This window comes from Paraburkholderia tagetis (genome assembly GCF_022213065.1).
Taxonomy (GTDB): Bacteria; Pseudomonadota; Gammaproteobacteria; order Burkholderiales; family Burkholderiaceae; genus Paraburkholderia; species Paraburkholderia tagetis.
On record NZ_JAKLJA010000018.1, the window covers coordinates 100,326 to 127,102 of the forward strand.

A 26,777-nucleotide genomic window follows, 5' to 3' on the forward strand; every position below is an offset into this window, starting at 1 on the left:
ACGTCGGCCGTCCTGAACATACTGGAGGTCGTAACCATGAAGTCCCTGATTCAAGCCGTTGCTGTTGCCGCTGCACTCGTCGTCCCCGTCGCTTCGTTTGCTCAGTCGCACTCGACCATCACCCGCGCCCAGGTGCGCGAAGAACTCGTGCAACTGCAGAAGGTCGGCTACCGCGTCGGCGACGGCGATCAAGCGCATTACCCGGACGCGATCCAGGCCGCCCAGGCCAAGGTGGCCGCGCAGAGCGGCAATAGCGCGTATGGCGGTGTCGCGAATGCTTCGGAATCGGGTGTGCGTGGCGCGACGGTGTCGGCGCAAGACTGGAACGCGATGTACGCGCACCCCTAAGCCGCCAGTGCGACTCAGGCTCCGATTCGAATGAGCGCCGCGCCGCGGGAGGGCGGTGAGGCGCGCGGAGCAACCCGACAGTCGACAGACAAGCGGGCGATCACGGCAAATCGGCCAGTCAGGCGGCGCAAGGCTGCTCTGGCATGCCGTCAGCCCGGCAAGAAACCTCCACCATCGGGACTCCGATGGTTTGGCCCGGGCGCGGAATCGGCGCCCGGGCGCTTTTTCCTGGCGTGGCCGTCCGTCGGGCGGCCATTCGCATGCACAGACCGAACTATTGCCCCGACGTCTCCCCGAGCAGATTTTCGCCGCGCAGTTGCGCGAGCAGCGCGCGTGCTTCTTCGATCGGCTCGCCCGTCATCGGATGGAATACGAAGCGTGGCGATGTCGCAAGCGTCGGATAGTGCTTGCGCGTGCTGCGCGAATACGCGGGATCGTAGTGCTCGGTCACGAGCGCCTCGGACAGCGCCGCGTGCTGGCCTTCCTCCAGCAGACGGCACCACGACTCGATACGCTCGTGCCCATGCAGCGGCGTGAGCTTCAGCAATTGTTCCCGGAAGTAGGTCTGGTCGCCGAGCAGGTGGCCGTATTCTTCGAGCAGCAGCGCCACGCGCTCCTCGCGCGCTACCTCGACCACGACGCACGTTGCGCCGTGGATGCCTTCGACCAGCGCGACAGGCAGCGTGATCGCGCCGATGCGCCGGCTTTCCGCCTCCACGAAAACGGGCTGCGCGGGATCGAGCGCACGCAGCCGCTCCACCAGCGTCGTGTCGAACGACTTCTGCGAGGGCTGCGCGCGCGTGGGCAGCGCGCCGAGCAGCGAGCCGCGATGCGCGGCGAGCGCCTCGAGATCGAGCGTTTGCGCACCGGCACTGTCGAGCGCCTGCAACAGGCGTGTCTTGCCGCTGCCGGTCGGCCCGGCGAGCACGACATAGCGCAAATGCCCGGGCAGCGTGCCGAGCGCCTCGACCACGGTGTTCCGGTAGGTCTTGTAGCCGCCTTCGAGCTGCCGCGCGCGCCAGCCGATCATGTTGAACATGGTCGTCATCGAGCCCGAGCGCTTGCCGCCGCGCCAGCAGTAGATGAGCGGGCGCCAGTTGCGCGGACGGTCGGCGAAGGTCGTGTCCAGATGCATGGCGATATTGCGCGCGGCCATAGCCGCGCCCACGCGCGAGGCCTCGAAGGGCGAGTCCTTGTACATCGTGCCGACGATCACGCGCTCCTCGTTGCTGAGCACGGGGGCGTTGATCGCGCCGGGCACATGGTCCTCGGCGTATTCGAGCGGCGTTCTCACGTCGACGATCTCGTCGAACTCGCCCAGTTGGGAAAGGGTGGCGCGCTGGTGATTCAACTGCGGTGCTCCGATGATGCGTGCGACGGCTTCGCGCCGGTGGCGCGCGAGGTCGTGGTTTAGCGATGTGTTACGGAAAATCCTGGGGGCAAACGATCGCCTTAGAGCAGACGTGGCCCGATTTCCGGTTCTGGCTGCCTGGCGTGTAACCGATCGTGCAACCGGTTTCGGGGCGCGCAGGGCCAATAGCGAATGATATACGGTGCGACGTTGCGAGCCGGTTTTTTGATGCTTGCGTCTCCTGCACGGCTAGCTGTATTGCAGCGGCGCGGCGTGCGAGTATCCCGCAAAGTCTCGCCGGCTCATTCATCCGGCATCGAATGCCCCCTCCATGGGCTTACCGCAAGGTGCGGCAGGCGGGCGCGTGCTACGTATACGCGCATCAGATTGAACCGGAGGAGGCATGTCGTTACCCGAATGGGGACGTTCATACAATGCACTGTCCGTACCGCTTACGAGCGACTGGCAATGCTCCCTTGTGCCTGCACGTGACGTGGACGAGCCCACTACGTGGTGGAGCTTGTCCTACGATGAACGCCAGAAAAAGCGCAAAGAGCGCGAAGAGCAGATCGACCAGAACCGGCGGGACTTCGACCGGCTGTTCCGGGTTTCCATCAGCCGCCGCGACGCACGGGCCAGTAGTGATTTCAACGCGTATGCTGCGTTTATTCGCGAGCACCTACGCATCTCGGGATTGTCCGCGCCGATCGATGGGGACGGCGTGACGCGCATCCTTCGCGACGCGGTACGCGATGGTTGGCTCATTCCCGCGATTGACCATGCATGGCGTGGTAGTCGGCGAGTTGCAAGGTCCTACGCGCCGCAAAGCTGGCCGAAACGGGTGCCAGACCCGAAGCCCACAGTCTACGGGGTCCGTGACGGACAGTTCATACCGCTCGACGAGGGTGGGCGCTTTATCGAACGCACGCCATACCGACCGGTTGTTGCGATCGCGAGCAAGGCCGCCAGTTCTAATGGCGCGTCTGGTTGGCTTGACGCTGTCGGATCGGCGGCGGGTGCTTTGCTCGGCGGCGGTGACGATTCACACGGTGCCATAACCAAACGGAATTTCTTCGATAGCGGCGATTCTGGCTCGACACCGCTCGGCGATGCGCAGCCGTTCGACTACACGCCAGATACGTTGATCGATGACGTTCAGGAGTTTGCGGCGCGCGGCGTTGGGATGAGCGGCAACGAACCAGGTGGTTTTCGCGTGAATCCGAATGGCCTCGACGTGGACTATTTCGACACCAGCGGTAACCTGTGCGCGCAATATCACGCGAGTCACGGCGAGTCGCACGGACATAATTTTTTCGATGGGAAGCGGGACAATGCACACCTCCCGATGTCTCCGATCAACTGCGAATGAGGGAAGTGTAGTGAGCGATCCTGAAAAGACATGGGGCTGGGAATTGGCAACCCATGGTGACGTATTGACGAGGGCGCTGGGCGGTTATCCGTCCTTTCACGATTCGGCTGTCCGCTCCTTCTGCATGAGCCGGCGGAGGGAGACGCGAGAGGGGCGGGACGGTCAACCGTTGCCGGGTGCTCGAACACGTGACCTGGTGGACGTGCGGTTGGAAGTGCTTCACAACCGCTACGGGCCGCTTCCCGTTGGTCGCCGCCACGACTATGTGGTCATCCTCGATTGTCTCGACATTCGAACGGCGGAGATCGATGTGAACGCGATGCTTGAGGAGGCGACAGTGATGGAAATGACGCTGGCCACGGCTGCAGGCGGATTGATCCGATTAGACCTGTTGCCGAACGTTGGTCTTGATGTGCGGCTCACGTGCGCGAAGGTTGTGGTCAGCGATATGCGCCCCTACGTCCGCGACGCTTCGTAAGCGACGTCCAGAGAGAACCATCATCAGGAACTTCATCAGAGCGACGGCTTTCGTTACCGACATGCCGCTCTCGACGCGTTTCGGGTTACGGCCGTAGCTGGCTTGGGTGCTTGCGGCAAAAGTGGAGAGCAGCTTGTCCCGGTGGTCCGCCATGAACTGGCGCACGGCGCAATCCTGCCGGACTTTCGCCGTGCGCATTTTTGATGTTTTGCGTAGAGCACCGTCTGGCCGGGCTTGATGGTCAGTCAGTGATTCGGGGCGATCCGGCGCTCCCTACATCAGCACAATGTCGTATTGTTCCTGGCTCAGATTCGACTCCACCTGCAGCGACACCGGCTTGCCGATGAAATCGATCAGCATCGCCAAATGCTGCGACTCCTCTTCGAGGAACAGGTCGATCACCTGCTGCGACGCCACCACGCGAAACTCGCGCGGGTTGAACTGGCGCGACTCGCGCAGGATCTCGCGCAGCACGTCGTAGCATACGGTGCGCGCGGTTTTCACTTGCCCCTTGCCCAGACACGTCGGGCAGGGCTCGCACAGCACATGCGCGAGCGATTCGCGCGTGCGCTTGCGCGTCATCTCCACGAGCCCGAGTTGCGAAAAGCCGTTCACGGTCACGCGCGTGCGGTCGCGCGAGAGCGCTTTCTTCAGTTCGCCGAGCACCTGGTCGCGATGCTCGACATTCTCCATGTCGATGAAGTCGATGATGATCACGCCGCCCAGATTGCGCAGCCGCAACTGGCGCGCAATGGTGTGCGCCGCTTCGAGATTGGTCTTGAAGATCGTGTCGTCGAAGTTGCGCGCGCCCACGTAGCCGCCCGTGTTCACGTCGATCGTTGTCATCGCCTCGGTCTGGTCGATCACGAGGTAGCCGCCCGACTTGAGGTCGACGCGGCGCGACAGCGCGCGCTGGATTTCGGCCTCGATGTTGTAGAGGTCGAAGAGCGGCCGCTCGCCCGTGTAGTGATGCAGCATCGGCAGCACGGCGGGCGTGAATTCGGAGGCGAACTCGGTGAGCTTCTGGAACGTTTCGCGCGAATCGACCTGAATGCGCGAGGTCTCGTCGTTCACGAAGTCGCGCAGCACACGCTGCGCGAGATTCAGGTCTTGATAGAGCAGGCTCGTGGCGGGCATGCGCTGCCCCAGCGCGACGATCGTCGTCCACGTCTTGCGCAGGTACGCGACATCGGCGGCAAGCTCTTCGCTCGTGGCGTCCTCGGCGATGGTGCGCACGATGTAGCCGCCTTTCTCGTCGGCGGGCAGCACGGCGGTCAGGCGCGCGCGCACGGCTTCGCGCTCCGCCTCGCTTTCGATCTTCTGCGAGATGCCGATATGCGGCTCCTGCGGCAGATAGACGAGCGTGCGGCCCGCGATGCTCACCTGCGTCGAGAGACGCGCGCCCTTGGTGCCGATCGGGTCCTTCACGACCTGGACCATCAGCGTTTGCCCTTCGAATACGGTCTTTTCGATGGGCTGATGATGCACGCTCGCATGCGCTTCGCCCGCGATGCGCGGATGCCAGATATCGGCGACATGGAGGAACGCGGCGCGCTCGAGGCCGATGTCGATGAATGCGGACTGCATGCCCGGCAGCACGCGCACGACCTTGCCGAGATAGACGTTGCCGACGCGTCCGCGCGAAAGCGTGCGCTCGACGTGAAGCTCCTGGACTGCACCTTGCTGGACCAACGCGACACGCGTCTCCTGAGGCGTGACGTTGATCAGGATTTCTTCGTTCATGATTGGTTTTAGAAGTCGATGCCGGCGGCGCGCAGGAGGGCGGCCGTTTCGAAAAGTGGCAAACCCATGATACCCGAATAGGACCCGTCGATTCGCTCGATGAACTCGGCGGCGCGTCCCTGGATGCCGTATGCGCCGGCCTTGCCGAATGGCTCGCCGCTCGCGACGTAGCGCGCGATCGCCGCGGGCAGCGCGGGGGCGAAGCGCACGTGCGAGCGCGAGAGCGCGAGCGGCAGGCACACACCTTCGGCATTGACCACGGCCACGGCGGTGAGCACTTCGTGCTCGCGGCCGGCGAGTCTATCGAGCATCGCGTAGGCATCGGCCGCATCGTGCGGCTTGCCGAGGATGTGGCCGTCGATGCTCACGGTGGTGTCCGCAGTGAGGATCGGCGCGTAAGCGTGGGCGCCCGCAACGAGCCGGGCACGCGCGGCATCGGCTTTCGCGGCGCACACCCGCTCGACGTAGACGGCGGCGGACTCGCCGGGCAGTACGGCTTCGAGCGATTCGGCGTCTTCGTCGGGACGCGGCAGCAGCAGCTCGAAGCGCACGCCGAGCTGCTGCAGCAGTTCCTGGCGGCGCGGGCTCTGCGAGGCGAGATAGACGAACGGATAGGGCGCAGTAGTGGTCATCGGGGCGTTTTTACGTCTTGATGAGGCGGAAATCAGGTTCGCGCGGGTTCACACATACGATGGCCGCTGCGGCGCGCCGGTCTCGCCGCACAAACTCCGGCGGGCGTGCGTGGCGGGTTTGTGCAATTCGAGGCCCGCTTCAAACGCGATGATAGGGGTGATTCTGCGTGATGGTCCATGCGCGGTAAAGCTGCTCGGCCAGCAGCACGCGCACCATCGCATGGGGCAAGGTGAGGGAGGACAGCCGCAGGAGCGTGTCGGCGCGCGCCTTGAGCTGCGGATCGAGCCCGTCCGCGCCGCCGATCAGGAACGCCACGTCGCGCCCGTCCTGCTGCCATCCGGGCAGCGCCTGGGCGAGCTGCATCGTGGTCCAGTCGCGGCCGCGTTCGTCGAGCGCGACGATGCGCGCGTTCTTCGGCAGCGCCGCTTCGATGCGCGTGCGCTCGGCGGCCATCACGCTTTCGGCGGAGCGCCCCGACGAGCGCTGCTCGGGTTTCACCTCGCGCAACTCGATGCGCAGCTCGGGCGGCATGCGCTTCGTGTATTCCTCGAAGCCTTCGGCCACCCAGTCCGGCATCTTGTGCCCAACGGCGACGATATGCAGTTTCATGGTGCTAAACGAATGTGTGTGACGCGCGAGCGCGCTCGTTGTGTGCTCATGCGTGCTTGTTGTGTCTCACTGCGGTGTGCTCACTGCGAGCCTGCTCGCTGCGCGTCCACTTCGCGTTGATGGCGGAGTTCGGCGTTACTTCGCGCTGCGACGCGATGCGACTTTGCGCGCGGGCTTCTTCACGGCGGGCGCGTCGAGTTCGTCCTCGTCTTCCCCGTCGATCGGCTCGCTCGGGCGCGCGCCCGTGAAGCCCGTGTTGGCCGCGAGCTTCACGCGCACCGGCTTGTCGCCCCAGATTTCCTCGAGGTTGTAGTACTGGCGCAGCGCGGGCTGCAGGATGTGGACGACCGCGTCGCCGCAATCCACCAGCACCCATTCGCCGATGTCCTCGCCTTCGGTGCTGATGATGTCGCCGCCGGCTTCCTTGACCTTCTCGCGCACGCTGGAGGCGAGGGCCTTGGTCTGGCGGTTCGAGGTGCCGCTCGCGACGATCACGCGATCGAACAGCTCGGTCAGATGGCTCGTGTTGAAGATGCGAATGTCCTGTGCCTTGACGTCTTCGAGACCGTCGACGATGGCGCGTTGAAGTTTGCGGATGTCCATGTTTACCCGTGGTGCTGATACAAATGATGTTGAAGGATATAGTCCCACACTGCCGCGGGAATCTTTTCGGCGGCTGTGCCGCCGCGTTGTTCTGTTGCTACCTGCGTCTGCACGCATGTTTTCAGCTCGCGCCTGATCTCGGTGGCCGAAATATCGAGCGCGAGCGTGGCGTCGATCAGCAGATGCCCGCAGCGCGCGGCCGCGAGCGTCGCGGCGTTGGCGCGCCGCGCGGCCACTTCCGCCGAAACGGCGGGCGGCAGCGCCGCGAAATCGAAGCCGGGGCGGCTCGCCACGCCCAGATGCGCGAGCGCGAACAGCTCGCGCCATTCATGCCACGAATCGAGATGCAGCAACTGGTCTGCGCCCATCAGCAGCGTGAGCGCCGCCGCTGCGTTGCTCGCGCTGCGCGTGCGCCAGCGGCGCAGCGTCTCCACCGTATAGGTGGGCCCGTCGTGCTCGATCTCGTCGGTGTCCACGCTCACCGTCACGCCCGGCAGCACGAGCGAGGCGGCCGCCGCGCGCGTCATCGCGAGGCGATGCTCCGCGGCGCTCACCTCGGGCTTCTGCCAGGGCTGGCCGGCGGGCAACAGGATCAGCTCCGTGAGGCCGAGCATGCGCGCGAAATGGCGCGCGAGCGCGAGATGGCCCTCGTGGATCGGATCGAACGTGCCGCCGAGCAGGCCGACGCGGCGTGCCAGCGCATGGCTGGATGCGCTGGCCGGTGCCGGGGCGGGCGTGTCGGCGGGAGCGGTCAGGTGTTGCGTCACGGCGTCAGATCCAGTCGCGCACCGGCAGGAAGTCCGTGTACAGGCGCGCCTCGGGCGTGCCCGGCTGCGGCTGCCAGTCGTAGCGCCAGTTGGCCGAGGGCGGCATCGACATGAGGATCGACTCGCTGCGCCCGCCGCTTTGCAGCCCGAAGTGCGTGCCGCGGTCCCAGACGAGATTGAACTCGACATAGCGGCCGCGCCGGTACGCCTGGAATTCGCGCTCGGCTTCGCCATAGGGCGTCGCGCGGCGCTTTTCGATGATCGGCAGATACGCCTTCAGGAAGCCTTCGCCCACGCTGCGCAGCATCGCGAATGCCTGGTCGAAGCCGCCTTCGGCGTAGTCGTCGAAGAAGATGCCGCCCACGCCGCGCGCCTCGTTGCGGTGCTTGAGGAAGAAGTATTCGTCGCACCAGCGCTTGAAGCGCGGGTAGAGACCTTCGCCGTAAGGCGCGAGCGCGTCGCGGCAGACGCGGTGGAAATGCTGCGCGTCTTCCTCGAAGCCGTAGTAGGGCGTGAGATCCATGCCGCCGCCGAACCAGAACACGGGCGCTTCGCCCGCCTTGGTGGCGAGCAGCATGCGCACGTTCATGTGCACGGTCGGGCAGTACGGGTTGCGCGGGTGCAGCACGAGCGAGACGCCCATCGCCTCGAAGCCGCGCCCGTTGAGTTCGGGGCGCGCGGCCGTGGCCGACGGGGGCAGGGTGTCGCCCGACACGTCGGAGAAGCCGATGCCCGCGCGCTCGAAGAACTGGCCGCCTTCGAGAATGCGCGTGCAGCCGCCGCCGCGCAGCTTTTCGCCGGGCTCGCGCTGCCATGCGTCGGTGGCGAAGGGCGTGCCGTCGAAGGCGCCGAGCGTATCGGCGATCTGCGTTTGCAGGCCCGAGAGCCAGGCGCGCACGGCGGCGCTGTTATGAGTGCCACCAGCGGTGGCGCCAGCGATGGCAGCAGCGGTTGCACCATCGGTCGCGCCTTCGGGCATCACGCGGGTTTGGCCGTTTTCAGTCGGTTCGGTCATCGGTGGGGCGGGCGAGGCGGCGGGGGCCGGCACTGCGCCAGGATTGGGTTCGGAATCGGGGTACGGGTCGCTCGGTGCGGCCGGTTGCGGGAAGTTTACGCCGTTCGGCGCGGCTTCGCGGCTATGCCGTCCATGCGGCGCGCCGCAGCGTTCGCCATGCCCGCTCGGCGCGTAATGGCTGGTTCGGCTCGTTCGCCCGGTTGTTGCCGCTGGTTTCAGGCCAGCTTCAGGCCGATGTCAGGTCGGGTTCAGGTCGACGTCAAGCCAGTTTCAAGCCGGTTTCAAGCCGACTTTGAGCAGACGTATCCGCGGCGCGCCTGGATCATGACGTTGGCGTGGCGCGATGCGCCGCTTGGGGGCGGCGCACGTCACGCGTGCCATGAAGTCAGACAGCGAACCAGGCAGCGAGCCAGACAACTCGCCATACGGCGAGCTGGCGCGCGCACGGGCTCGCAAGCCGTGTTCGCGCGCCTTTTCTGCGCCTGGACGTTACTGCTTGCGTCCTGCGGCGCGATAGCCGATGTCGAGGCGATACTGCATGCCGTCGAACGCGATGCGGTTCACGGTCTCGTAAGCCGCGTTTTGCGCGCCGCGCACGGTATCGGCGAGGCCGACCACGCACAGCACACGGCCGCCCGAGGTCACGAGCTTGCCGTCCACGAACTGCGTGCCGGCGTGGAACGTGACCGAACTGTCGGTCTCGGCGGGGATGTCGCTGATGCGGTCGCCCTTGCGCGGCGTGTCCGGGTAGTTGTACGCGGCCAGCACGACGCCGAGCGCCGTGCGGCGGTCCCATTCGAGCTCGACCTGGTCTAGCGTGCCCGCAATCGCGTGCTCCACGACCTTCGAGAAGTCGCCCTTCAGGCGCGCCATGATCGGCTGCGTTTCCGGGTCGCCCATGCGGCAGTTGAACTCGAGCGTCTTCGGGTTGCCCTGCGCGTCGATCATCAGGCCTGCGTAGAGGAAGCCCGTGTAGCGGATGCCTTCCTTCTCCATGCCCGCGACGGTCGGCAGGATGATTTCGCGCATCACGCGCGCATGCAATTGCGGCGTGACGATGGGCGCGGGCGAGTAGGCGCCCATGCCACCCGTGTTCGGGCCCTGGTCGCCGTCCTGCAGGCGCTTGTGATCCTGGCTCGAGGCGAGCGCGAGCACGTGCTTGCCGTCCACCATGACGATGAAGCTCGCTTCCTCGCCCGCGAGGAATTCTTCGATCACCACGCGCGCGCCGGCGTCGCCGAGCTTGTTGTCGGCGAGCATCATGTCGATGGCCTGATGCGCTTCTTCCAGCGACATCGCCACCACCACGCCCTTGCCCGCGGCGAGGCCGTCAGCCTTGATCACGATGGGCGCGCCGTTTTTCTCGACGTAGGCGTGCGCGTCCGTGGCGTCCGAGAAGGTCTCGTAGGCGGCCGTGGGGATGTTGTGGCGCTTCATGAACGCCTTGGCGAAGTCCTTCGAGCTTTCGAGCTGCGCGGCTTCCTTCGTGGGGCCGAACACCTTCAGACCGCGCGAGCGGAACACGTTGACGATGCCGGCCGCGAGCGGGGCTTCCGGCCCGACCACGGTGAGGGCGATCTGCTCGCGCTCGGCGAAATCGGCGAGCTCGTGGATGTCCGTGATGTCGACGTTGGCGAGCCGCTCGTCCTGCGCGGTGCCGCCGTTGCCCGGTGCGACGTAGACGAGCTGGACGCGCGGCGCCTGCGCAAGCTTCCACGCCAGCGCATGTTCGCGGCCGCCAGAACCGACGACGAGTAACTTCATGTAAATCCCCGAAAGACCAGAACCAGAAACAGTTGCGGCCGGCGCGCCATGCGCCGGCCGTTAAATCTTGGCGGCGGCCAACCGGTGCCCGGCCAGTCGCCTCTCGCGCCCGCGCTTTCCCGCGCCGCGCCCGCGCCGCTTATGCCTCGTCGATCGACGCGTTGGTGTACACCTCCTGGACGTCGTCCAGGTTTTCGAGCGCGTCGAGCAGCTTCTGCATCTTCACCGCATCGTCGCCCGTGAATTCGACTTCCGTTTGCGGCTTCATGGTGACTTCGGCCATTTCCGCCTTGAAGCCCGCACCTTCGAGCGCGTCCTTCACTTTCTGGAACTCGAAGGGCTGGCAGATCACCTCGATGCTGCCGTCCTCGTTCGTGACGACGTCGTCGGCGCCCGCTTCGAGCGCGGCGTCCATCAGCTTGTCTTCGGGGGTGCCCGGCGCGAACAGGAACTGGCCGACGTGATCGAACATGAACGACACCGAGCCGTCCGTGCCCATGTTGCCGCCGAACTTCGAGAACGCGTGGCGCACTTCGGCGACGGTGCGGGTGCGGTTATCGGTCATGGTGTCGACGATGACAGCCGCGCCGCCGATGCCGTAGCCTTCGTAGCGGATTTCCTCGTAGTTCGCGCCATCGACGCCGCCCACGCCGCGCTGGATCGCGCGGTTGATGTTGTCCTTGGGCATGTTGGCGTCATAGGCCTTGTCCACGGCCAGACGCAGGCGCGGATTGGAGTCGATCTCACCTCCGCCCATGCGTGCCGCGACCTGGATTTCCTTGATGAGCCGGGTCCAGACCTTGCCGCGCTTCGCGTCAGCAGCCGCCTTCTTGTGCTTGATGTTGGCCCATTTCGAATGACCCGCCATACCTTTCTCCGTCGCACGCATGAAGCGTGCATGGTGCAGTTGTCGTTGCTGCAGTTTTCAATACGATGCCAGGGCGCGGCGTGGCGCGCTCGTGCGCGGCCGATGCTTCCATGCCGGTGTGCCCATCCATGAGTATCTGTCCGCCCGCCGCCCGCCGCTGGTTACCCGTGGCCGGCGCTTCGCGCGGCTGGCGCTCGCGCGTGCGGCCGGCTTCCCAGCGGTGGCTGGCGCTGCCGTTTCGTGCGGGACGCGCGCCGGGTACGCAGCGCAGCCTTGGTTGGCTTGCCTGTGCCGGCAGGGCCGGCCGGGACCACTTCCGGGCTGGCCGGCGCCGCGTGAGGCGCATTTCGGCGCACTTCGCGACGCCCTCGGGACTGTCGGGCGGACCTGAATTTTATCACGCCGGGCTCGCTCGGCCTCACCCCTCGGTGCGACAGCGCGGGGATTGGACGGAGATTCAGGGCGGAGATTCAGGGCGGGGATCTCACGGGCACCGCACGCAAGGCGCAGCAGGTGCGAGGGGCGGCTGGGGCGCCGCCCCCGGCGGCATCAGTTCTTGGTGCCGAACAGGCGGTCGCCGGCGTCGCCGAGGCCCGGAATGATGTAGGCGTGCTCGTTCAGGTGCGAATCGAGCGAGGCCACGTAGAGCCGCACGTCCGGATGCGCCTGCTGGAACACCTCGACGCCTTCGGGCGCGGCCACCAGCGCGAGAAAGCGGATGCGCTCGCCGGGCACGCCGCGGCGCTTGAGCACGTCGATGGCGTGCGCCGCCGAGTAGCCGGTCGCGACCATCGGGTCGCACAGGATGAAGGTGCGGTCTTCAAGGTCGGGCAGGCGCACGAGGTACTCGACGGGGCGGTGGTCGTCGGCGCGATAGACGCCGATATGGCCCACGCGCGCCGACGGAATCAGCTCGAGCAGGCCGTCGGACATGCCCACGCCCGCGCGCAGCACCGGCACGATCGCGAGCTTCTTGCCCGCGATCACGGGCGCGTCGATCTCGACGAGCGGCGTTTGCACGCGGCGCGTCGTGACGGGCAGCTCGCGCGTGATTTCGTAGCCCATCAAGAGCGTGATCTCGCGCAGCAGCTCGCGGAATGTGCGCGTGGACGTGTCCCTGTCGCGCATGTGGCTGAGCTTGTGCTGGATCAGCGGGTGATCGAGGATGAAGAGATTCGGAAAGCGGCTGTCCTGTTTCATGGCGGGGCGCACGAGGCTGCAAGGGGATCGGGGGTGTCGGTCGTGCCGCTGCCGGGCGCCTCGAACCTCATCGGCCATGGATCATCGGTCATAGGCCATCGGGCGGGTGCGCGCAGCGTGCGGCGTGCAGGGCCCGCCGCACGCGTGGCAGGCAGCCGGATTGTTGAGTCCGGCGTGGCTCGCGGGAGCGCTGGGCCGCGCTACAGGCGCAAGTATACGAGAACTGGGCGGGAACTGAGCAGGATCGGGGGCCGCGTTGGGGCATGGCAGGGACCAACGGCCCGGGGTGTCCCACGCGCGCGGCCCGATTCTTCTAGAATCGCAAAAATCGGACGCACAAAAGGGCGGGACGAGAGGCGGGACGAGAGGCAGACAAGCGGGCGGGACAAGCAGGCGCGTCCGGGATCGCGCAGGCGGCCCGGGCCCGTCGCCGCGATTCCTGCGTCAGCCGCCGTCACCGATTCGTCATACCGACCACGACAACCACGAGGACCGCAAACGATGGACATGGGTATCGCAGGACGCAGCGCGCTGGTGTGCGCGGCAAGCAAGGGGCTGGGACGCGGTTGCGCCGAGGCGCTCGCGGCCGAGGGCGCGAACGTGACGATCGTCGCGCGCACGGCGCAAACGCTCGAGGAGACCGCCGCGCAGATTCGCGCGAACACCGGCGTCGAGGTCAAGGCCGTGGCCTGCGACATCACCACGGAGGCGGGCCGCGCCGCCGCGCTCGCCGCGTGCCCGTCGCCGGATATTCTCGTGAACAACGCGGGCGGCCCGCCGCCGGGCGACTTCCGCAGCTATACGCACGAAGCGTGGCTCGCTGCGCTCGAAGCGAACATGCTCACGCCGATCGCGCTGATCCAGGCCACCATCGATGCCATGAGCCAGCGCGGCTTCGGGCGCATCGTCAATATCACGAGCTCCTCGGTGAAGGCGCCCATCGACGTGCTCGGCCTCTCTAACGGCGCGCGCTCGGGTCTCACGGGTTTCGTTGCGGGCGTGGCGCGCCAGGTCGCCGGCACGGGCGTGACGATCAACAATCTGCTGCCGGGCTCCTTCGATACCGACCGCATTCAGGCCACCATCGTCGCGCAGGCGAAGGCGAGCAATCTGTCGCTCGACGAAGTGCGCGCACGCCGCGTGAAGTCGATTCCGGCGGGCCGCTTCGGCACGCCCGAGGAATTCGGGCGTGCCTGTGCGTTTTTGTGCAGCGTCCATGCGGGCTATATCACGGGACAAAACTGGCTGATCGACGGCGGCGCATTCCCAGGCACGTTCTGATCCGGTACGTTCCGATCCGCGCGCGGCGGCGCATTGCATCGCGATTGCGACGCGCCGGCACGCGCACCAACGCCACCCCAACCACACACTCCACCTCACCGAAACAAGGAACCAGGCCATGCCTACCCGCGTCGCGCTGATCGCGCACGACCACAAGAAGGACGACATCGTCAGGCTGAGCGGCGAATACGTCGACACGCTGCGCCGCTGCGAGCTGCTCGCGACCGGCACGACTGGCGGCCGCATCGCGGCGGCACACGGCCTGGAGGTCGAGCGCATGCTCTCGGGTCCGCATGGCGGCGACCTGCAGATCGGCGCACAGCTTGCCGAGGGCAATGTCGACGTGGTGATCTTTCTGCGCGACCCCATGACCCCGCAGCCGCACGAACCCGACATCAACGCGCTCGTGCGCGCCTGCGACGTGCACGACGTGCCGTGCGCGACCAATATCTCGACGGCGCGCATGATTCTCGACGTGCTCACGCTGCGCATGAAAGACGAGGTCTGATCGCATCGCCGCTCGACCCGGCGGACTCATGCGACTCACAGGACTTACACGCTTCACAGGACTCACAGGACGAAGGAGGCAAGATGACCAAGGCAATCCGTTACGACAAGACCGGCGGCCCCGAAGTGATGCAGTGGGTGGACGTCACGGTGGGCGAGCCGGGCGAGGGCGAGATCCGCGTGAAGCAGAGCGCATGCGGGCTCAATTACATCGATGTGTACTTTCGCACCGGGCTCTATCCGCAGCCGTTGCCGGCGGGGCTCGGCATGGAGGCCGCGGGTGAAGTCGTGGCCGTGGGCAAGGGCGTGACGCTCGTGAAGCCGGGCGACCGTGTAGCGTATGTCGCGCGTCCGCCGGGTGCGTATGCGCAGGAGCGCGTGCTGCGCGCGGATCAGGTGATTCACTTGCCCGACGCGATCAGCGACGAGCAGGCCGCCTCCGTCATGCTTCAGGGCTTGACCGCGCAATATCTGCTGCGCCGCACGTACCGTGTAAAGGCCGGCGACACGATCCTGATCCAGGCTGCGGCGGGCGGCGTGGGCCTGCTCGTGTGCCAGTGGGCCAAGGCGCTGGGCGCGACGGTGATCGGCACGGTGAGCTCGGACGAGAAGGCCCAGGTCGCGAAGGCGCACGGCTGCGATTATCCGATCGTCTATACGCGCGAGGACTTCAAGGCGCGTGTGCGCGAGATCACGAACGGCGCGGGCGTGCCGGTGGTGTATGACTCGATCGGCAAGGACACGTATACGAAGTCGCTCGACTGTCTCGCGCCGCTTGGCATGTTCGTGAGCTTCGGCAATGCGTCAGGGCCGCTGCCGCCCATCGATTCGTCGGAGTTCGCAGGGCGCGGCTCGCTGTTCTTCACGCGTCCGACGCTCTTTACCTACATCGCGAAGCGCGCGGACTACGAGGCGATGGCCGCCGAACTGTTCGAGGTGATCGCCTCGGGCAAGGTCAAGACGTCGATCAACCAGCGCTATGCGCTGCAGGACGTGGGCCAGGCCCACGCCGATCTCGAAGCGCGCCGCACGACTGGCTCGACCATTCTGCTGCCGTAAGCGGCGAGCCCATTTGCCGTCTGCCATGAGCCGCACCGTCGGGTGCGGCTCGTAAGATCCAGCGCGATAACCATGGCGTTGCTGATTTCAGTCAGCAAACCGCGCTGTAATATCTGTAAAGATATGTTTTCCTAACTATTATTTAGAGTCGATCCTTTGTGAACACGACCTGAATAAAGGTAAGGAGATCCGCCATGTTTTCCTCAACTCGTCTTCGCACCGCCGTGGGCGCGCTCGCGTGCTGCGCCGCTCTGCTGGTTTCGCCGGCCGGGCCTGCCGCCACAACGCCGGCTGTCGACCACTATGCGGCAACGAAGTATCCGATCATCCTGGTGCACGGCCTGAGCGGCACTGACAAGATATTTGGCATGTTCGACTACTGGTATGGCATCGCGTCGGATCTGCAAAGCCATGGTGCGCAGGTCTACACGGCGAACCTGTCGAGCTTCCAGGCCGACGACGGACCCGATAGCCGTGGCGAGCAACTTCTCGCCTACGTCAAGCGCGTGCTTGCCGCAACCGGCGCGCAGAAGGTCAACCTCATCGGTCACAGCCAGGGCGGCCTCACGTCGCGCTATGTCGCCGCAGTTGCGCCGCAGCTTGTCGCCTCGGTGACGACCATCGGCACGCCGCATCGCGGCAGCGAGTTCGCCGACTTCGCCGTCGACGAACTGAACCGTGATCCCACCGGCCAAACGTCGGAAGCCGTCGGTGCTTTCCTCAACATGTACGGTGTGCTATCGAACAGCGCGCACATCACGAACCAGGATGCGCTGCTCGCGCTGCGGACGCTTAGAACCGATTCGGCCGCGCTCTTCAACCAGCGTTTCCCGAGTGCCGGGCTTGGCGCGCCGGGTTCGTGCAAGACCGGTGCGGCCAGCGAGACGGTTGACGGCCACAAGCACCTGCTGTACTCGTGGTCGGGCTCGGCCATCCAGCAGCAGATGCGCATCGGCAATACGGTCATCGCGAAGGACGCGAGTGTCATACCGCTGATCGATCCGGCCATCAGCCTCGACATGACGACACCGGCGCTGCTCCTCACCGGCACCGTGATGCTCGGGCGCAACTCGGGCGTGAACGACGGCCTCGTGTCGACGTGCAGCTCGCTGTACGGCCAGGTGATCGGCGTGAACTACAAGTGGAATCACGTGGACCAGATCAACCAGTTGTTCGGCATTCGCGGCGCTTACGCCGAAGATCCGGTCGCGGTGATCCGCACGCATGCCAACCGCCTGAAGCTTGAGGGCGTCTGAGCGATGGCGCCGGCAAGACGCGGCAGGCGGGTTGTCGTGGCGGTTGCAACAACGGCGGCTGTCGCTGCCGTTGTTGCATGGACTGGTGCGAGCCGGGTGGAGCATGACAATGGCGCAGCGCTTGCACGAGTTGCTGCCGGTGGGGAGCGCACTGCCGCTGTTTTGGAGCGTGCTCCCGAGGCGCAGCCGCAGGCCGGGCCGGATCGGCTGCCGGCCGCACTTGCCGGCACGAATGCGCCACGCCTGCCGACCGATGGCCGTGGCCATCTCGCGCGCGACCCGCAGGTGCGGCTCTTCTTCGATTACTGCGTGAGCGCGCAAACCGATCTGGGCGAGACCGGGCTCGACGGCTTCGTTGCGCGCGAGATTGCCGCGCAACTCGACGGCACAGCGGCACAGGCCGAGGCGCTCGCGGTATGGCAGCGCTACCAGGCGTATCGATCCGCGCTCGCGCAACTGCCGGAGCCTGTTGCTGGCGGCGCTGCCAACGCCGCTCAGATCGACATCGACGCGCTGAGGAACACGCTGGCGCAGCGCTCGGCGCTCGCGAGCCGCGAACTCGGCGAATGGAGCGAACCATTCTTCGGCGCGCAATTCGCGTCGCAGCGTCACGAAGTCGAGCGCCTGGCAATTAGTCTCGATACCCATCTCACGGGTGCCGAGAAGGAGGCACGCCTTGTGGCGCTCGATCAACAGTTGCCGGCTGCCGAGCGCAAACTGCGCGAGCAGGCCGAAGCGCAGGGCGCAGCGCTCGCGCAAATCTCTGCGTTGCAGGACGCTCATGCCACGCCAGACCGGATGCGCTCGGACTTGACCCCAGTGCTCGGCGCCGAAGCAGCGGCGCGCGTTGCGCAGATGCAGCAGGATGATGATGCGTGGCGGGCGAAATATGCCGCGTACGCGTCGCAGCGCGCACAGATCGAAGCGGCTCAGACCGCGGGCGCGGCGCGCGATGCATCGATCGCGCAGTTGCGCGAACGTATCTTCACCGAGCCTGGCGAAGCCCTGCGTGCTGCCTCGTTCGATCGCCAGCCGGGTAGCGTCGACTAGCCGGCGTTGCCCTCGTTTTACCTGCTTGACCACTTTGTCAGCCTCACGAACCGTGGACGGCGCCTTCGCGGCGCCTGTCCGCGTTTACGCGATTTTTATACCCGCACCAAAACCTTTGATCCGGATTTAACGCGATAACCATTACCTTGCAGCCATCCGTCATCCGCGAATGGAGAACACGACAATGGATGTGCTGTATATCGGGGGGCTGGCGGTCATCGCCGCGCTCACTTACGCGTTGATCGCCGGCTGCGGGAAGCTCATGCAGTACCGCCGTGCGGATCGGGGCGCAACGGGAGCGCGCTCATGACCTGGATCTTCTGGCTATCGGGAGCGGCGACGCTGTTGCTGTTCGTCTATCTCGTCCATGCGCTCCTGCGCGCGGAGGAGATCGAATGAACGCCAACACGCTGCTGCAAGCGGGGATTTTCATCGTCGTCCTGCTCGCGCTCGCGGTGCCCGTCGCGGGCTACATCACGCGTGTGCTCGACGGACGCTCGCGTGTCGTGCGCCTGTTCGCGCCGCTCGAGAATGGGCTTTACCGCATTGCCGGGGTCGATCCGGGCGCCGAGATGAACTGGAAGCGCTATGCGTTTGCCACCGTCTCGCTCAACGTGCTCGGTGTGGGCTTTCTCTTCGTGCTGCTGCGCGTGCAGGGATGGATACCCGGCAACCTCGGCAATCCGCAGCAATTCGGCGCGATGACCGCGGATGGCGCGTTCAATACCGCCGTGAGTTTCGTCACCAACACGAACTGGCAGGACTACACCCCAGAGCAGACCGTGAGCTACCTCACGCAGATGCTCGGCCTCACGGTGCAGAACTTCCTTTCGGCGGCCACCGGCATTGCCGTGGTGATCGCGCTGATTCGCGGTTTCGCGCGCCACTCGGTGCAGACCATTGGCAACTTCTGGGTCGATCTCACGCGCACGACACTCTACATTCTCGTGCCCATGGCGGCCGTGGTCGCTGCCCTGTTGATGAGCCAGGGCGTGCTCCAGAATTTCAAGGCGTATCGGGACGTGCCCACGCTGCAGACCACCACCTATGCGGCGCCGAAGCTCGACACACAGGGCAACCGGGTCAAGGACGCACAGGGCAACCCCGTCACCGTGGATACGAAGGTGACGTCGCAGACGCTCGCCATGGGGCCGGTCGCCTCGCAGGAAGCGATCAAGATGCTCGGCACCAACGGCGGCGGCTTCTTCAACGCGAACTCTGCGCATCCGTTCGAGAATCCCACGCCGTTCTCGAACCTCGTCGAAATGTTGGCGATCCTGATCATTCCGGCATCGCTATGCCTCGTGTTCGGCAATGTGGTGGGCGACCGCAGGCAGGGCGTGGCGGTGCTCGCGGTGATGACGATCGCGTTCGCCGTTGCGGTGGGCGTCGAGCTTGCGGCGGAGCAGGCCGGCAATCCGATGCTCGCGACACTGAACGTCGATCAGCAAGCGAGTGCATTGCAGGCCGGCGGCAACATGGAAGGCAAGGAAACGCGTCTGGGCATCGCGCAGACGGGCCTCTTCGTCGTGACCACCACGGCGGCTTCGTGCGGCGCCGTGAACGCGATGCACGACTCGCTCACGCCGATCGGCGGGCTCGTGCCGATGCTGTTCATCCAGCTCGGCGAAGTGATTTTTGGCGGGGTGGGTTCGGGCCTCTACGGCATGCTCGTGTTTGCGCTGCTGGCCGTGTTCGTGGCGGGCCTGATGATCGGGCGCACACCCGAATACGTTGGCAAGAAGATCGAATCGTTCGAAATGAAGATGGTCTCGATCGTCGTGCTGCTCACGCCGATGCTCGTGCTGCTCGGCACCTCGGTCGCCGTGCTCGCGGACGCGGGCAAAACCGGCATCGCGAACCCGGGTGCGCACGGTTTCTCGGAGATCCTCTACGCATTCAGCTCCGCCGCGAACAACAACGGCAGCGCGTTCGCGGGCCTCTCGGTCAACACGCCGTTCTACAACTGGCTGCTCGGCATTGCAATGTGGTTCGGCCGCTTCGGCACCATCGTGCCGGTGCTCGCCATCGCGGGCTCGCTCGCGAGCAAGAAGCGCATCGCCGTGACGGGCGGCACGCTGCCCACGCACGGACCGCTCTTCGTCGTGCTGCTGCTTGGCACCGTGCTGCTGGTGGGGGCGCTCACCTATGTGCCGGCGCTCGCGCTTGGGCCCGGCGTGGAGCATCTGATCATGATGGGCGTGCGTTGAACGGGGACTTCATCAAATGACACAACATAGTGCAACACGGTCCATGTTCGATCCGGCGCTCCTGCGTCCGGCCATCGTGGACTCGTTCAGAAAACTCAAGCCGCGCACGCAGTTGCGCAACCCGGTGATGTTCTGCGTCTACGTGGGCAGCGTGCTCACGACGATCCTTTGGGTCGCGGCACTCACGGGCCAGGCCGAGGCGCCCGCGGGGTTCATTCTTGCCATCGCGCTGTGGCTGTGGTTCACGGTGCTGTTCGCGAACTTCGCAGAGGCGCTCGCCGAAGGGCGCTCGAAGGCGCAGGCCGCGTCGCTGCGCCAGGCCAAGAAAGACGTGATGGCCAAGAAGCTCAACGAGCCGCATCCGAAGTCGCCCATCCGCATCATGACCGCGTCCGATTTACGGCGCGGCGACGTGGTGCTGGTCGAGACCGGCGACACCATTCCCGCCGACGGCGAGGTGATCGACGGTGTGGCCTCCGTGGACGAATCGGCGATCACGGGCGAATCGGCGCCAGTGATCCGCGAGTCGGGTGGCGATTTTTCCTCGGTCACGGGCGGCACGCGCGTGCTCTCCGACTGGATCGTCGTGCGCGTGACGGCCAATCCAGGCGAGGCGTTTCTCGACCGCATGATCGCGATGGTCGAAGGCGCGAAGCGCCAGAAGACGCCCAACGAGATCGCCCTCACGATCCTGCTCGTTGCGCTGACCATCGTGCTGCTGCTCGCCACGGCAACGCTCTTGCCGTTCTCGATGTTCTCCGTTGAAGCGGCTCATTTGGCACATTCGACGGGCCACGTAGTGACGATCACGGCGCTCGTGGCGCTGCTCGTGTGCCTGATTCCGACCACCATCGGCGGGCTGCTTTCGGCGATTGGCGTGGCGGGCATGAGCCGCATGATGCAGGCCAACGTGATCGCCACCTCGGGCCGCGCGGTGGAGGCGGCCGGCGACGTGGACGTGCTCCTGCTCGACAAGACCGGCACGATCACGCTCGGCAACCGCCAGGCAGCGGCGTTCGTACCCGCGCCGGGCGTGAACGAGGAAGCGCTCGCGGACGCCGCGCAACTCGCCTCGCTCGCCGACGAAACGCCCGAAGGCCGCAGCATCGTGGTGCTCGCGAAGCAGCGCTTCAATATTCGCCAGCGCGACATGGGCACGCTGCACGCGGTGTTCCTCGCCTTCAGCGCGCAGACGCGCATGAGCGGGGTGGACCTCTCTCCCGAGGGCACGGCGCCCGGCACGCATGCCCGCGAGATCCGCAAGGGCGCGGCCGACGCGGTCAAGCACTATGTCGAGGCACATGGCGGCCGTTTCCCCGCGGAAGTCGACACGGCCGTGGACGACGTCGCGCGCCGTGGCAGCACGCCGCTCGTGGTGGCGGAGATGCACGACAAGGTTGCGCGCGTGCTCGGCGTGATCGAGTTGAAGGACGTGGTGAAGGGCGGCATCAAGGAGCGTTTCGCCGAGCTGCGCAGGATGGGCATCAAGACCGTGATGGTGACGGGCGACAATCGCCTGACCGCCGCCGCGATCGCGGCCGAAGCGGGCGTGGACGACTTCCTCGCCCAGGCCACGCCCGAGACCAAGCTCGCGACGATCCGCGAGCACCAGGCGCAGGGCAAGCTCGTGGCGATGACCGGCGACGGCACCAACGACGCCCCGGCGCTCGCGCAGGCCGACGTCGCGGTGGCGATGAACACCGGCACCCAGGCCGCCAAGGAAGCGGGCAACATGGTCGATCTCGACTCGAACCCGACCAAGCTCATCGAGATCGTGGAGATCGGCAAGCAGATGCTCATGACGCGCGGCTCGCTCACGACGTTCTCGATCGCCAACGACCTCGCCAAGTACTTCGCGATCATTCCGGCCGCGTTCGCCACCACGTATCCGCAATTGCGCGTGCTCGACGTCATGCATCTGAGCTCGCCGTCGTCGGCGATCCTCTCGGCGGTGATCTTCAACGCGCTCATCATCGTGATGCTGATTCCGCTCGCGCTCAAGGGCGTGAAGTACCGGCCGCTCGGCGCCGCGACGCTGTTGCGCCGCAATCTGCTGATCTACGGTCTCGGCGGCATCCTCCTGCCGTTCCCGTGCATCAAGCTGATCGACATGGTGCTCACCGCGTTCGGCTGGGCTTGAACCGCTCATGTCGCCTGGTATGTTGCCAGCTCAACAGGAAACCCAAATGAAAGCGCAGTTTCGACCTCTCATCGTGATCTTCGCCGTGCTCGCGGCGATCACCGGTCTCGTGTATCCGGCCGTGATGACCGTGTTTGGCCAGGCCGTGTTCCATCGCCAGGTCAATGGCAGCCTCATCGAGGTGAACGGCAAGGTGGTGGGCAGCGAGCTGATCGGCCAGCAGTTCGACGCGCCTCAGTACTTCTGGGGCCGCCTCTCGGCCACTTCGCCGATGCCGTACAACGCGGCGAATTCGGGCGGCTCGAACCTCGGCCCGACCAACCCGGCACTGGCCGACGAAGTCAAAGGCCGCATCGCGGCGCTCGAGGCCGCGGGCACCGGTATTTCGCGGCCCGATTTGCAACCCGATTCACAGCGCGGTTCACAGCCAATCCCCGTCGATCTCGTGACCTCGTCGGGCAGCGGGCTCGATCCCGAGATCTCGCCGGCCGCCGCCGCGTATCAGATCGCGCGCGTGGCCAGGGCGCGCAACCTGAGCGAGAACGAGGTGCAGGCGCTCGTCGACCGCTATACCAAGGGCCGCCAGTTCGGCGTATTCGGCGAGCCGCGCGTGAATGTGCTCGAGTTGAATCTTGCGCTCGACGGCAAGGCGGCGAGCTGAGCGTGCGGTGACGCCGAAGACCGAAGGCAACCGGGCACCGCATGCCGTTCGCACCGTGCCCGCGTTTGCTTATTCCGCGTCACGGTGAGACGATCCCGCGTAGCGCTCCACGTGCCCGATCCCGACGCCCTCGACGTTCCCGGCGTTCCCCGACGAATCAGGCACGCGCCACTCTCCTCATGAAATCCGCATGAACCGCCCCGATCCCGACGAACTTCTCGACCGGCTCCAGCGCGACGAAGAAAAGCGCCGCCGCGGCAAGCTGAAGATTTTCTTCGGCGCGTCGGCGGGCGTCGGCAAGACCTACGCGATGCTGCAAGCTGCGCGCCGCCGCGCGCAAGAGGGCGTGGAGGTGGTGGTCGGCATCGTCGAGACGCATGGGCGCAGCGAGACCGCCGCGCTCACGAACGGGCTCGAAGTGCTGCCGCGCCAGCGCATTGCGTATCGCGGGCGCACGCTCGAGGAGTTCGATCTGGACGCCGCGCTCGAGCGCAAGCCGCAACTCGTGCTCGTCGACGAACTTGCTCACTCGAATGTGCAGGGCGCGCGCCACATGAAGCGCTGGCAGGACGTCTACGAACTGCTCGACGCGGGCATCGACGTTTATACGACCGTCAACGTCCAGCACCTGGAAAGTCTCAACGATGTGGTGGGGCAGATCACCGGCATTCGCGTCTGGGAGACGGTGCCCGACCGCGTGTTCGACGGCGCCGACGAAGTCACGCTCGTCGACCTGCCCGCCGAGGAACTGCTCGACCGCATGCGCGACGGCAAGGTCTATCTGCCCGCGCAGGCCGAGCACGCGGTGCGCAACTTCTTTCGCAAGGGCAACCTGATCGCGCTGCGCGAGCTGGCGTTGCGCCGCACCGCCGACCGCGTCGACGCGCAGATGCACGAGTACCGCGCCGACCGCTCGATTCAGCACGTGTGGCAGGCGCGCGAGCGGCTGCTCGTGTGTGTGGGGCCGGGCCCGGAAGCGAGCGCGCTCGTGCGCGCGGCGGCGCGGCTCGCGGCGAGCCTGAAGGCCGACTGGATTGCCGTGTACGTCGAGACACCGAGGCTCCAGCGCCTGCCCGACGAGGCGCGCCAGCGCACGCTCGGCGCGCTCAAGCTCGCTTCCGAGCTGGGCGCGCAAACTGCCACGCTGGCTGGCGAGGACGCCGCGCTCACGCTGGCGGGCTATGCGCGGCTGCGCAACGTCTCCAAGCTCGTGGCGGGCGCCGCGTCGCGCGCTGGTGCATCGTGGTGGCGGCGCGGGTTGCGCCGGCCGTTCGGCGAGCGCCTCGCTGATCATGCCGAAGACGTCGACCTCATTCTGGTGCGCGCGAGCGCCGCCGATAGCGACCGGCTTGCCGGTCGCGAGTCGCGCGAGGCATCGGCCGCCGCGCGTGCGGTCAATGCCTGGCGCGCCGCTATCGCCGGCAGTGCCGGTCACGCCGTTCGCCGCTCGCCGCCGCGCGCCTATGTGGCGGCGCTCCTGATCTGCGCGGGTATCACGGTGCTCGCGAGCACACTGCACGAGCACTTTGCGCTCGCCAATCTCGTCATGCTGTATCTGCTCGGCGTGATCTTCACGGCGACGAAGCTCGGGCGTGGCCCGGGCGTGCTGCTCTCGTTCGCGAGCGTGGCAGCGTTCGATTTTTTCTTCGTGCCGCCGCGCCTGTCGTTCTCGGTGAGTGACACCCAGTATCTGCTGACCTTCGTGGGCATGCTGCTCACCTCGCTCGTCATCAGCCACCTCACGTCGAGCCTGCGCCGCGAGGCGAGCGTCGCGCAGCGGCGCGAGCAGCGCACGGGCGCGATGTACGCGATGGCGCGCGAGCTGGCCGCCGCGCTCGCGACCGAGCAGATCGTGGCGATCGGCAGCCGCCATGTGAGCGAAGTGTTCGGCGCGCGCGTGGCGATCCTCCTGCCCGACAGCGTGGACAAAGTGCAGCAGAAGATCGAGGACCCCGATCCGCGGATCATGCTCGAGCCCGGCAGCCTCGACATCGACGTGGGCCAGTGGGTCTACGATCAGCAAAAGCCCGCGGGCCGTGGCACCGACACGTTGCCGGCGGCCGCGGCGCTGTACCTGCCGCTCAAGGCGCCGATGCGCACACGCGGCGTGCTGGCCGTGATCACGCGCGACGCGCGCGAGTTGCAGGTGCCCGAGCAGCAGCGCATGCTCGACGCGTTCGCGGCGCAGATCGCGCTTGCGCTCGAACGCGTGCACTACGTGGAAATCGCGCGCGACGCGCTCGTCAACATGGAGTCCGAACGGTTGCGCAACTCGCTGCTCTCGGCGATCTCGCACGACCTGCGCACGCCGCTCACGGCCATCGTCGGCTTTTCGTCGATGCTCGCGCAGACGCACGAGCGCGATGCGTCGGACGCGCCCGAGAATCCGGACGACGGCCGCGATCCACGTTCGGGCACACATTCGGGCACACATTCGGGCGAACTCATCGAGGCGATCCACGACGAGGCGCTGCGCATGACCGGCATCGTCACGAATCTGCTCGACATGGCGCGCCTCCAGGCGGGCAGCCTCAAGCTCAACCGGCAATGGACGCCGCTCGAGGAAACCGTGGGCGCCGCGCTGGCCGCGTGCCGCCGTGTGCTCGCGCGCCATCCGGTGCGCGTGTCGCTCGAAGAGGGATTGCCCCTGCTGCAGCTCGACGCTGTGCTCATGGAACGGCTCTTTTCGAACCTGCTGGAAAACGCCGCGAAGTACACGCCGCCCGATACGCCGCTCATGATCGGCGCGCGCCGCATCGAGGAGAACGGGCTGCCGTTCGTGCGTGTGAGCATCGACGACGCCGGCCCGGGTCTGCCGCACGGCATGGGCGAGCGTGTGTTCGAGAAGTTCACGCGCGGCGAGAAGGAATCGGCGAAGCCCGGCATCGGCCTCGGGCTAGCGATCTGCCGGGCGATCGTGGAGGCGCACGGCGGTACAATCGGCGCGGCCAATCGTGTGGCCGATGGCGTGGCCGACGGCGGCCGCATCGAAGGCGCGTCGTTCTGGTTCGCGCTGCCGGTTCAAACGCCGCCGCCGTTGCCAGCCGATGCCGCCGACCTCGGCGAATCCTCTGCGGAGCCCACCGAGGAACCCAAACCCGCCCATGAGTGATCCGAGCCTCGCCGTTGTCCTGATCGAAGACGAAAAGCAGATTCGCCGCTTCGTGCGCGTGTCGCTGGAGGGCGAGGGCATTACCGTCTACGAGGCGCAAACCGGCAAGCAGGGGCTCGTCGAGGCGGCGACGCGCAAGCCCGACCTCGTGATCGTCGATCTGGGCCTGCCCGATACGGACGGCCTCGACGTGATCCGCGAGCTGCGCGGCTGGAGCGACCTGCCCGTGATCGTGCTGTCGGCGCGCACGCAGGAGAGCGAGAAAGTCGCTGCGCTCGACGCCGGCGCCGACGATTACCTCACGAAACCGTTCGGCGTCTCCGAGCTGCTCGCACGCATCCGCGCGCATCTGCGCCGCCGCAACCGGGGTGGCGCGAACGAGGCGCCGCAGGTGAACTTCGGCGAGGTGACCGTCGACCTGGGTCTGCGCCAGGTGACGCGCGGCGGTGCACCCGTGCACCTCACGCCGATCGAGTACCGCCTGCTCGCGACCCTCGTGCGCGACGCGGGCCGCGTGCTGACCCACCGGCAACTGCTGCGCGAGGTCTGGGGGCCTTCGCATGTCGAGAGCAGCCACTATCTGCGTATCTACATGGCGCATCTGCGGCAGAAACTGGAGCGCGATCCCGCGCAGCCCGAGCACATCGTCACCGAGACGGGCGTGGGGTATCGGCTGGTGGGCGTGCAGTAGCAGCGCGCTGGCGGCCGGGCCGCTGGGCGGCTGGCTATAGGCCCCCGTGATATACTTACAGA

At 66.3% G+C, this 26,777-nt stretch carries 25 protein-coding genes; 15 read left to right on the top strand and 10 right to left on the bottom strand.

All coding sequences use genetic code 11. The features are described 5' to 3' along the window. The first annotated feature begins 36 nt into the window (after positions 1-36). Positions 37-348, top strand: coding sequence for a DUF4148 domain-containing protein (locus L5014_RS20895; RefSeq protein WP_238465649.1), 312 nt, complete (start codon positions 37-39; stop codon positions 346-348). Positions 349-622: 274 nt separating this feature from the next. Here the strand turns inward: L5014_RS20895 and mnmH are convergent, their stop codons facing one another. Next, positions 623-1,699, bottom strand: coding sequence for a tRNA 2-selenouridine(34) synthase MnmH (mnmH, locus tag L5014_RS20900; RefSeq protein WP_238465650.1), 1,077 nt, complete (start codon positions 1,697-1,699; stop codon positions 623-625). Positions 1,700-2,219: 520 nt separating this feature from the next. Between mnmH and L5014_RS20905 the strand changes: the two genes are divergently transcribed. Together L5014_RS20905 and L5014_RS20910 are read left to right on the top strand one after the other, a co-directional pair. Next, positions 2,220-3,068: a hypothetical protein gene (locus L5014_RS20905; RefSeq protein WP_238465651.1), complete on the top strand. Its 849-nt coding sequence runs from the start codon at positions 2,220-2,222 to the stop codon at positions 3,066-3,068. A 10-nt stretch (positions 3,069-3,078) separates the two neighbouring features. Further along, positions 3,079-3,546: an immunity 50 family protein gene (locus tag L5014_RS20910; RefSeq protein WP_238465652.1), complete on the top strand. Its 468-nt coding sequence runs from the start codon at positions 3,079-3,081 to the stop codon at positions 3,544-3,546. A gap of 273 nt (positions 3,547-3,819) precedes the next feature. On the opposite strand, the gene rng is transcribed toward L5014_RS20910, so the two are convergent. The 9 genes from rng to upp form a co-directional block, all read right to left on the bottom strand. Further along, complete coding sequence (gene rng / locus L5014_RS20915) at positions 3,820-5,289, bottom strand: ribonuclease G (protein ID WP_238465653.1); 1,470 nt, start codon at positions 5,287-5,289, stop codon at positions 3,820-3,822. Between the two features lie 8 nt (positions 5,290-5,297). Continuing rightward, positions 5,298-5,921: a Maf family protein gene (locus tag L5014_RS20920; protein WP_238465654.1), complete on the bottom strand. Its 624-nt coding sequence runs from the start codon at positions 5,919-5,921 to the stop codon at positions 5,298-5,300. 139 nt (positions 5,922-6,060) lie between these two features. Then, positions 6,061-6,531, bottom strand: coding sequence for a 23S rRNA (pseudouridine(1915)-N(3))-methyltransferase RlmH (gene rlmH, locus L5014_RS20925; RefSeq protein WP_133199453.1), 471 nt, complete (start codon positions 6,529-6,531; stop codon positions 6,061-6,063). Between the two features lie 135 nt (positions 6,532-6,666). Next, positions 6,667-7,134 carry a ribosome silencing factor gene (gene rsfS / locus L5014_RS20930; protein ID WP_238465655.1) on the bottom strand — a complete coding sequence of 156 codons (468 nt, stop codon included), beginning with the start codon at positions 7,132-7,134 and terminating at the stop codon, positions 6,667-6,669. A gap of 2 nt (positions 7,135-7,136) precedes the next feature. Beyond that, the gene (locus tag L5014_RS20935; protein ID WP_420800108.1) at positions 7,137-7,901 is read right to left on the bottom strand and encodes a nicotinate-nucleotide adenylyltransferase; all 765 of its coding nucleotides are present in this window, start codon (positions 7,899-7,901) and stop codon (positions 7,137-7,139) included. 4 nt (positions 7,902-7,905) lie between these two features. Then, on the bottom strand, positions 7,906-8,916 hold the full coding sequence (hemF, locus tag L5014_RS20940) for an oxygen-dependent coproporphyrinogen oxidase (RefSeq protein WP_238465656.1): 1,011 nt from the start codon (positions 8,914-8,916) through the stop codon (positions 7,906-7,908). A gap of 489 nt (positions 8,917-9,405) precedes the next feature. Then, a complete protein-coding gene (purD, locus tag L5014_RS20945) occupies positions 9,406-10,680 on the bottom strand; it encodes a phosphoribosylamine--glycine ligase (RefSeq protein WP_238465657.1) in 1,275 nt (424 codons plus the stop codon). Positions 10,681-10,819: 139 nt separating this feature from the next. Beyond that, positions 10,820-11,548, bottom strand: coding sequence for a YebC/PmpR family DNA-binding transcriptional regulator (locus tag L5014_RS20950; protein ID WP_238465658.1), 729 nt, complete (start codon positions 11,546-11,548; stop codon positions 10,820-10,822). 549 nt (positions 11,549-12,097) lie between these two features. After that, on the bottom strand, positions 12,098-12,748 hold the full coding sequence (upp, locus tag L5014_RS20955; protein ID WP_238465659.1) for a uracil phosphoribosyltransferase: 651 nt from the start codon (positions 12,746-12,748) through the stop codon (positions 12,098-12,100). Between the two features lie 501 nt (positions 12,749-13,249). Here upp and L5014_RS20960 point away from each other — a divergent pair. The 12 genes from L5014_RS20960 (at position 13,250) to kdpE (ending at position 26,715) form a co-directional block, all read left to right on the top strand. Continuing rightward, on the top strand, positions 13,250-14,029 hold the full coding sequence (locus L5014_RS20960) for an SDR family oxidoreductase (protein WP_238465660.1): 780 nt from the start codon (positions 13,250-13,252) through the stop codon (positions 14,027-14,029). Between the two features lie 118 nt (positions 14,030-14,147). Further along, a complete protein-coding gene (locus tag L5014_RS20965) occupies positions 14,148-14,537 on the top strand; it encodes a methylglyoxal synthase (protein WP_238465661.1) in 390 nt (129 codons plus the stop codon). An 83-nt stretch (positions 14,538-14,620) separates the two neighbouring features. Next, a complete protein-coding gene (locus tag L5014_RS20970; RefSeq protein WP_238465662.1) occupies positions 14,621-15,595 on the top strand; it encodes a quinone oxidoreductase family protein in 975 nt (324 codons plus the stop codon). 194 nt (positions 15,596-15,789) lie between these two features. Beyond that, the gene (locus L5014_RS20975) at positions 15,790-16,851 is read left to right on the top strand and encodes an esterase/lipase family protein (RefSeq protein WP_238465663.1); all 1,062 of its coding nucleotides are present in this window, start codon (positions 15,790-15,792) and stop codon (positions 16,849-16,851) included. A gap of 3 nt (positions 16,852-16,854) precedes the next feature. Then, positions 16,855-17,901 (top strand): lipase secretion chaperone, encoded by a 1,047-nt coding sequence (locus tag L5014_RS20980; RefSeq protein WP_274389447.1) that lies wholly within the window; start codon positions 16,855-16,857, stop codon positions 17,899-17,901. 184 nt (positions 17,902-18,085) lie between these two features. Continuing rightward, positions 18,086-18,211, top strand: coding sequence for a potassium ABC transporter ATPase (locus tag L5014_RS20985; protein WP_238465665.1), 126 nt, complete (start codon positions 18,086-18,088; stop codon positions 18,209-18,211). Beyond that, positions 18,208-18,300 (top strand): K(+)-transporting ATPase subunit F, encoded by a 93-nt coding sequence (kdpF, locus tag L5014_RS20990; RefSeq protein ID WP_028218560.1) that lies wholly within the window; start codon positions 18,208-18,210, stop codon positions 18,298-18,300. Before L5014_RS20985 ends, kdpF begins: the two co-directional genes overlap by 4 nt. After that, positions 18,297-20,111, top strand: coding sequence for a potassium-transporting ATPase subunit KdpA (kdpA, locus tag L5014_RS20995; RefSeq protein WP_238465666.1), 1,815 nt, complete (start codon positions 18,297-18,299; stop codon positions 20,109-20,111). Before kdpF ends, kdpA begins: the two co-directional genes overlap by 4 nt. A 16-nt stretch (positions 20,112-20,127) precedes the next feature. Further along, positions 20,128-22,251 carry a potassium-transporting ATPase subunit KdpB gene (gene kdpB, locus L5014_RS21000; protein ID WP_238465667.1) on the top strand — a complete coding sequence of 708 codons (2,124 nt, stop codon included), beginning with the start codon at positions 20,128-20,130 and terminating at the stop codon, positions 22,249-22,251. 46 nt (positions 22,252-22,297) lie between these two features. Beyond that, the gene (gene kdpC / locus L5014_RS21005) at positions 22,298-22,912 is read left to right on the top strand and encodes a potassium-transporting ATPase subunit KdpC (RefSeq protein ID WP_238465668.1); all 615 of its coding nucleotides are present in this window, start codon (positions 22,298-22,300) and stop codon (positions 22,910-22,912) included. A gap of 190 nt (positions 22,913-23,102) precedes the next feature. Further along, complete coding sequence (locus tag L5014_RS21010; RefSeq protein WP_238465669.1) at positions 23,103-26,024, top strand: sensor histidine kinase; 2,922 nt, start codon at positions 23,103-23,105, stop codon at positions 26,022-26,024. Next, entirely contained in the window at positions 26,017-26,715 is a 699-nt protein-coding gene (gene kdpE, locus L5014_RS21015; protein ID WP_238465670.1) for a two-component system response regulator KdpE, read from the top strand. Before L5014_RS21010 ends, kdpE begins: the two co-directional genes overlap by 8 nt. Positions 26,716-26,777 lie beyond the last annotated feature (62 nt).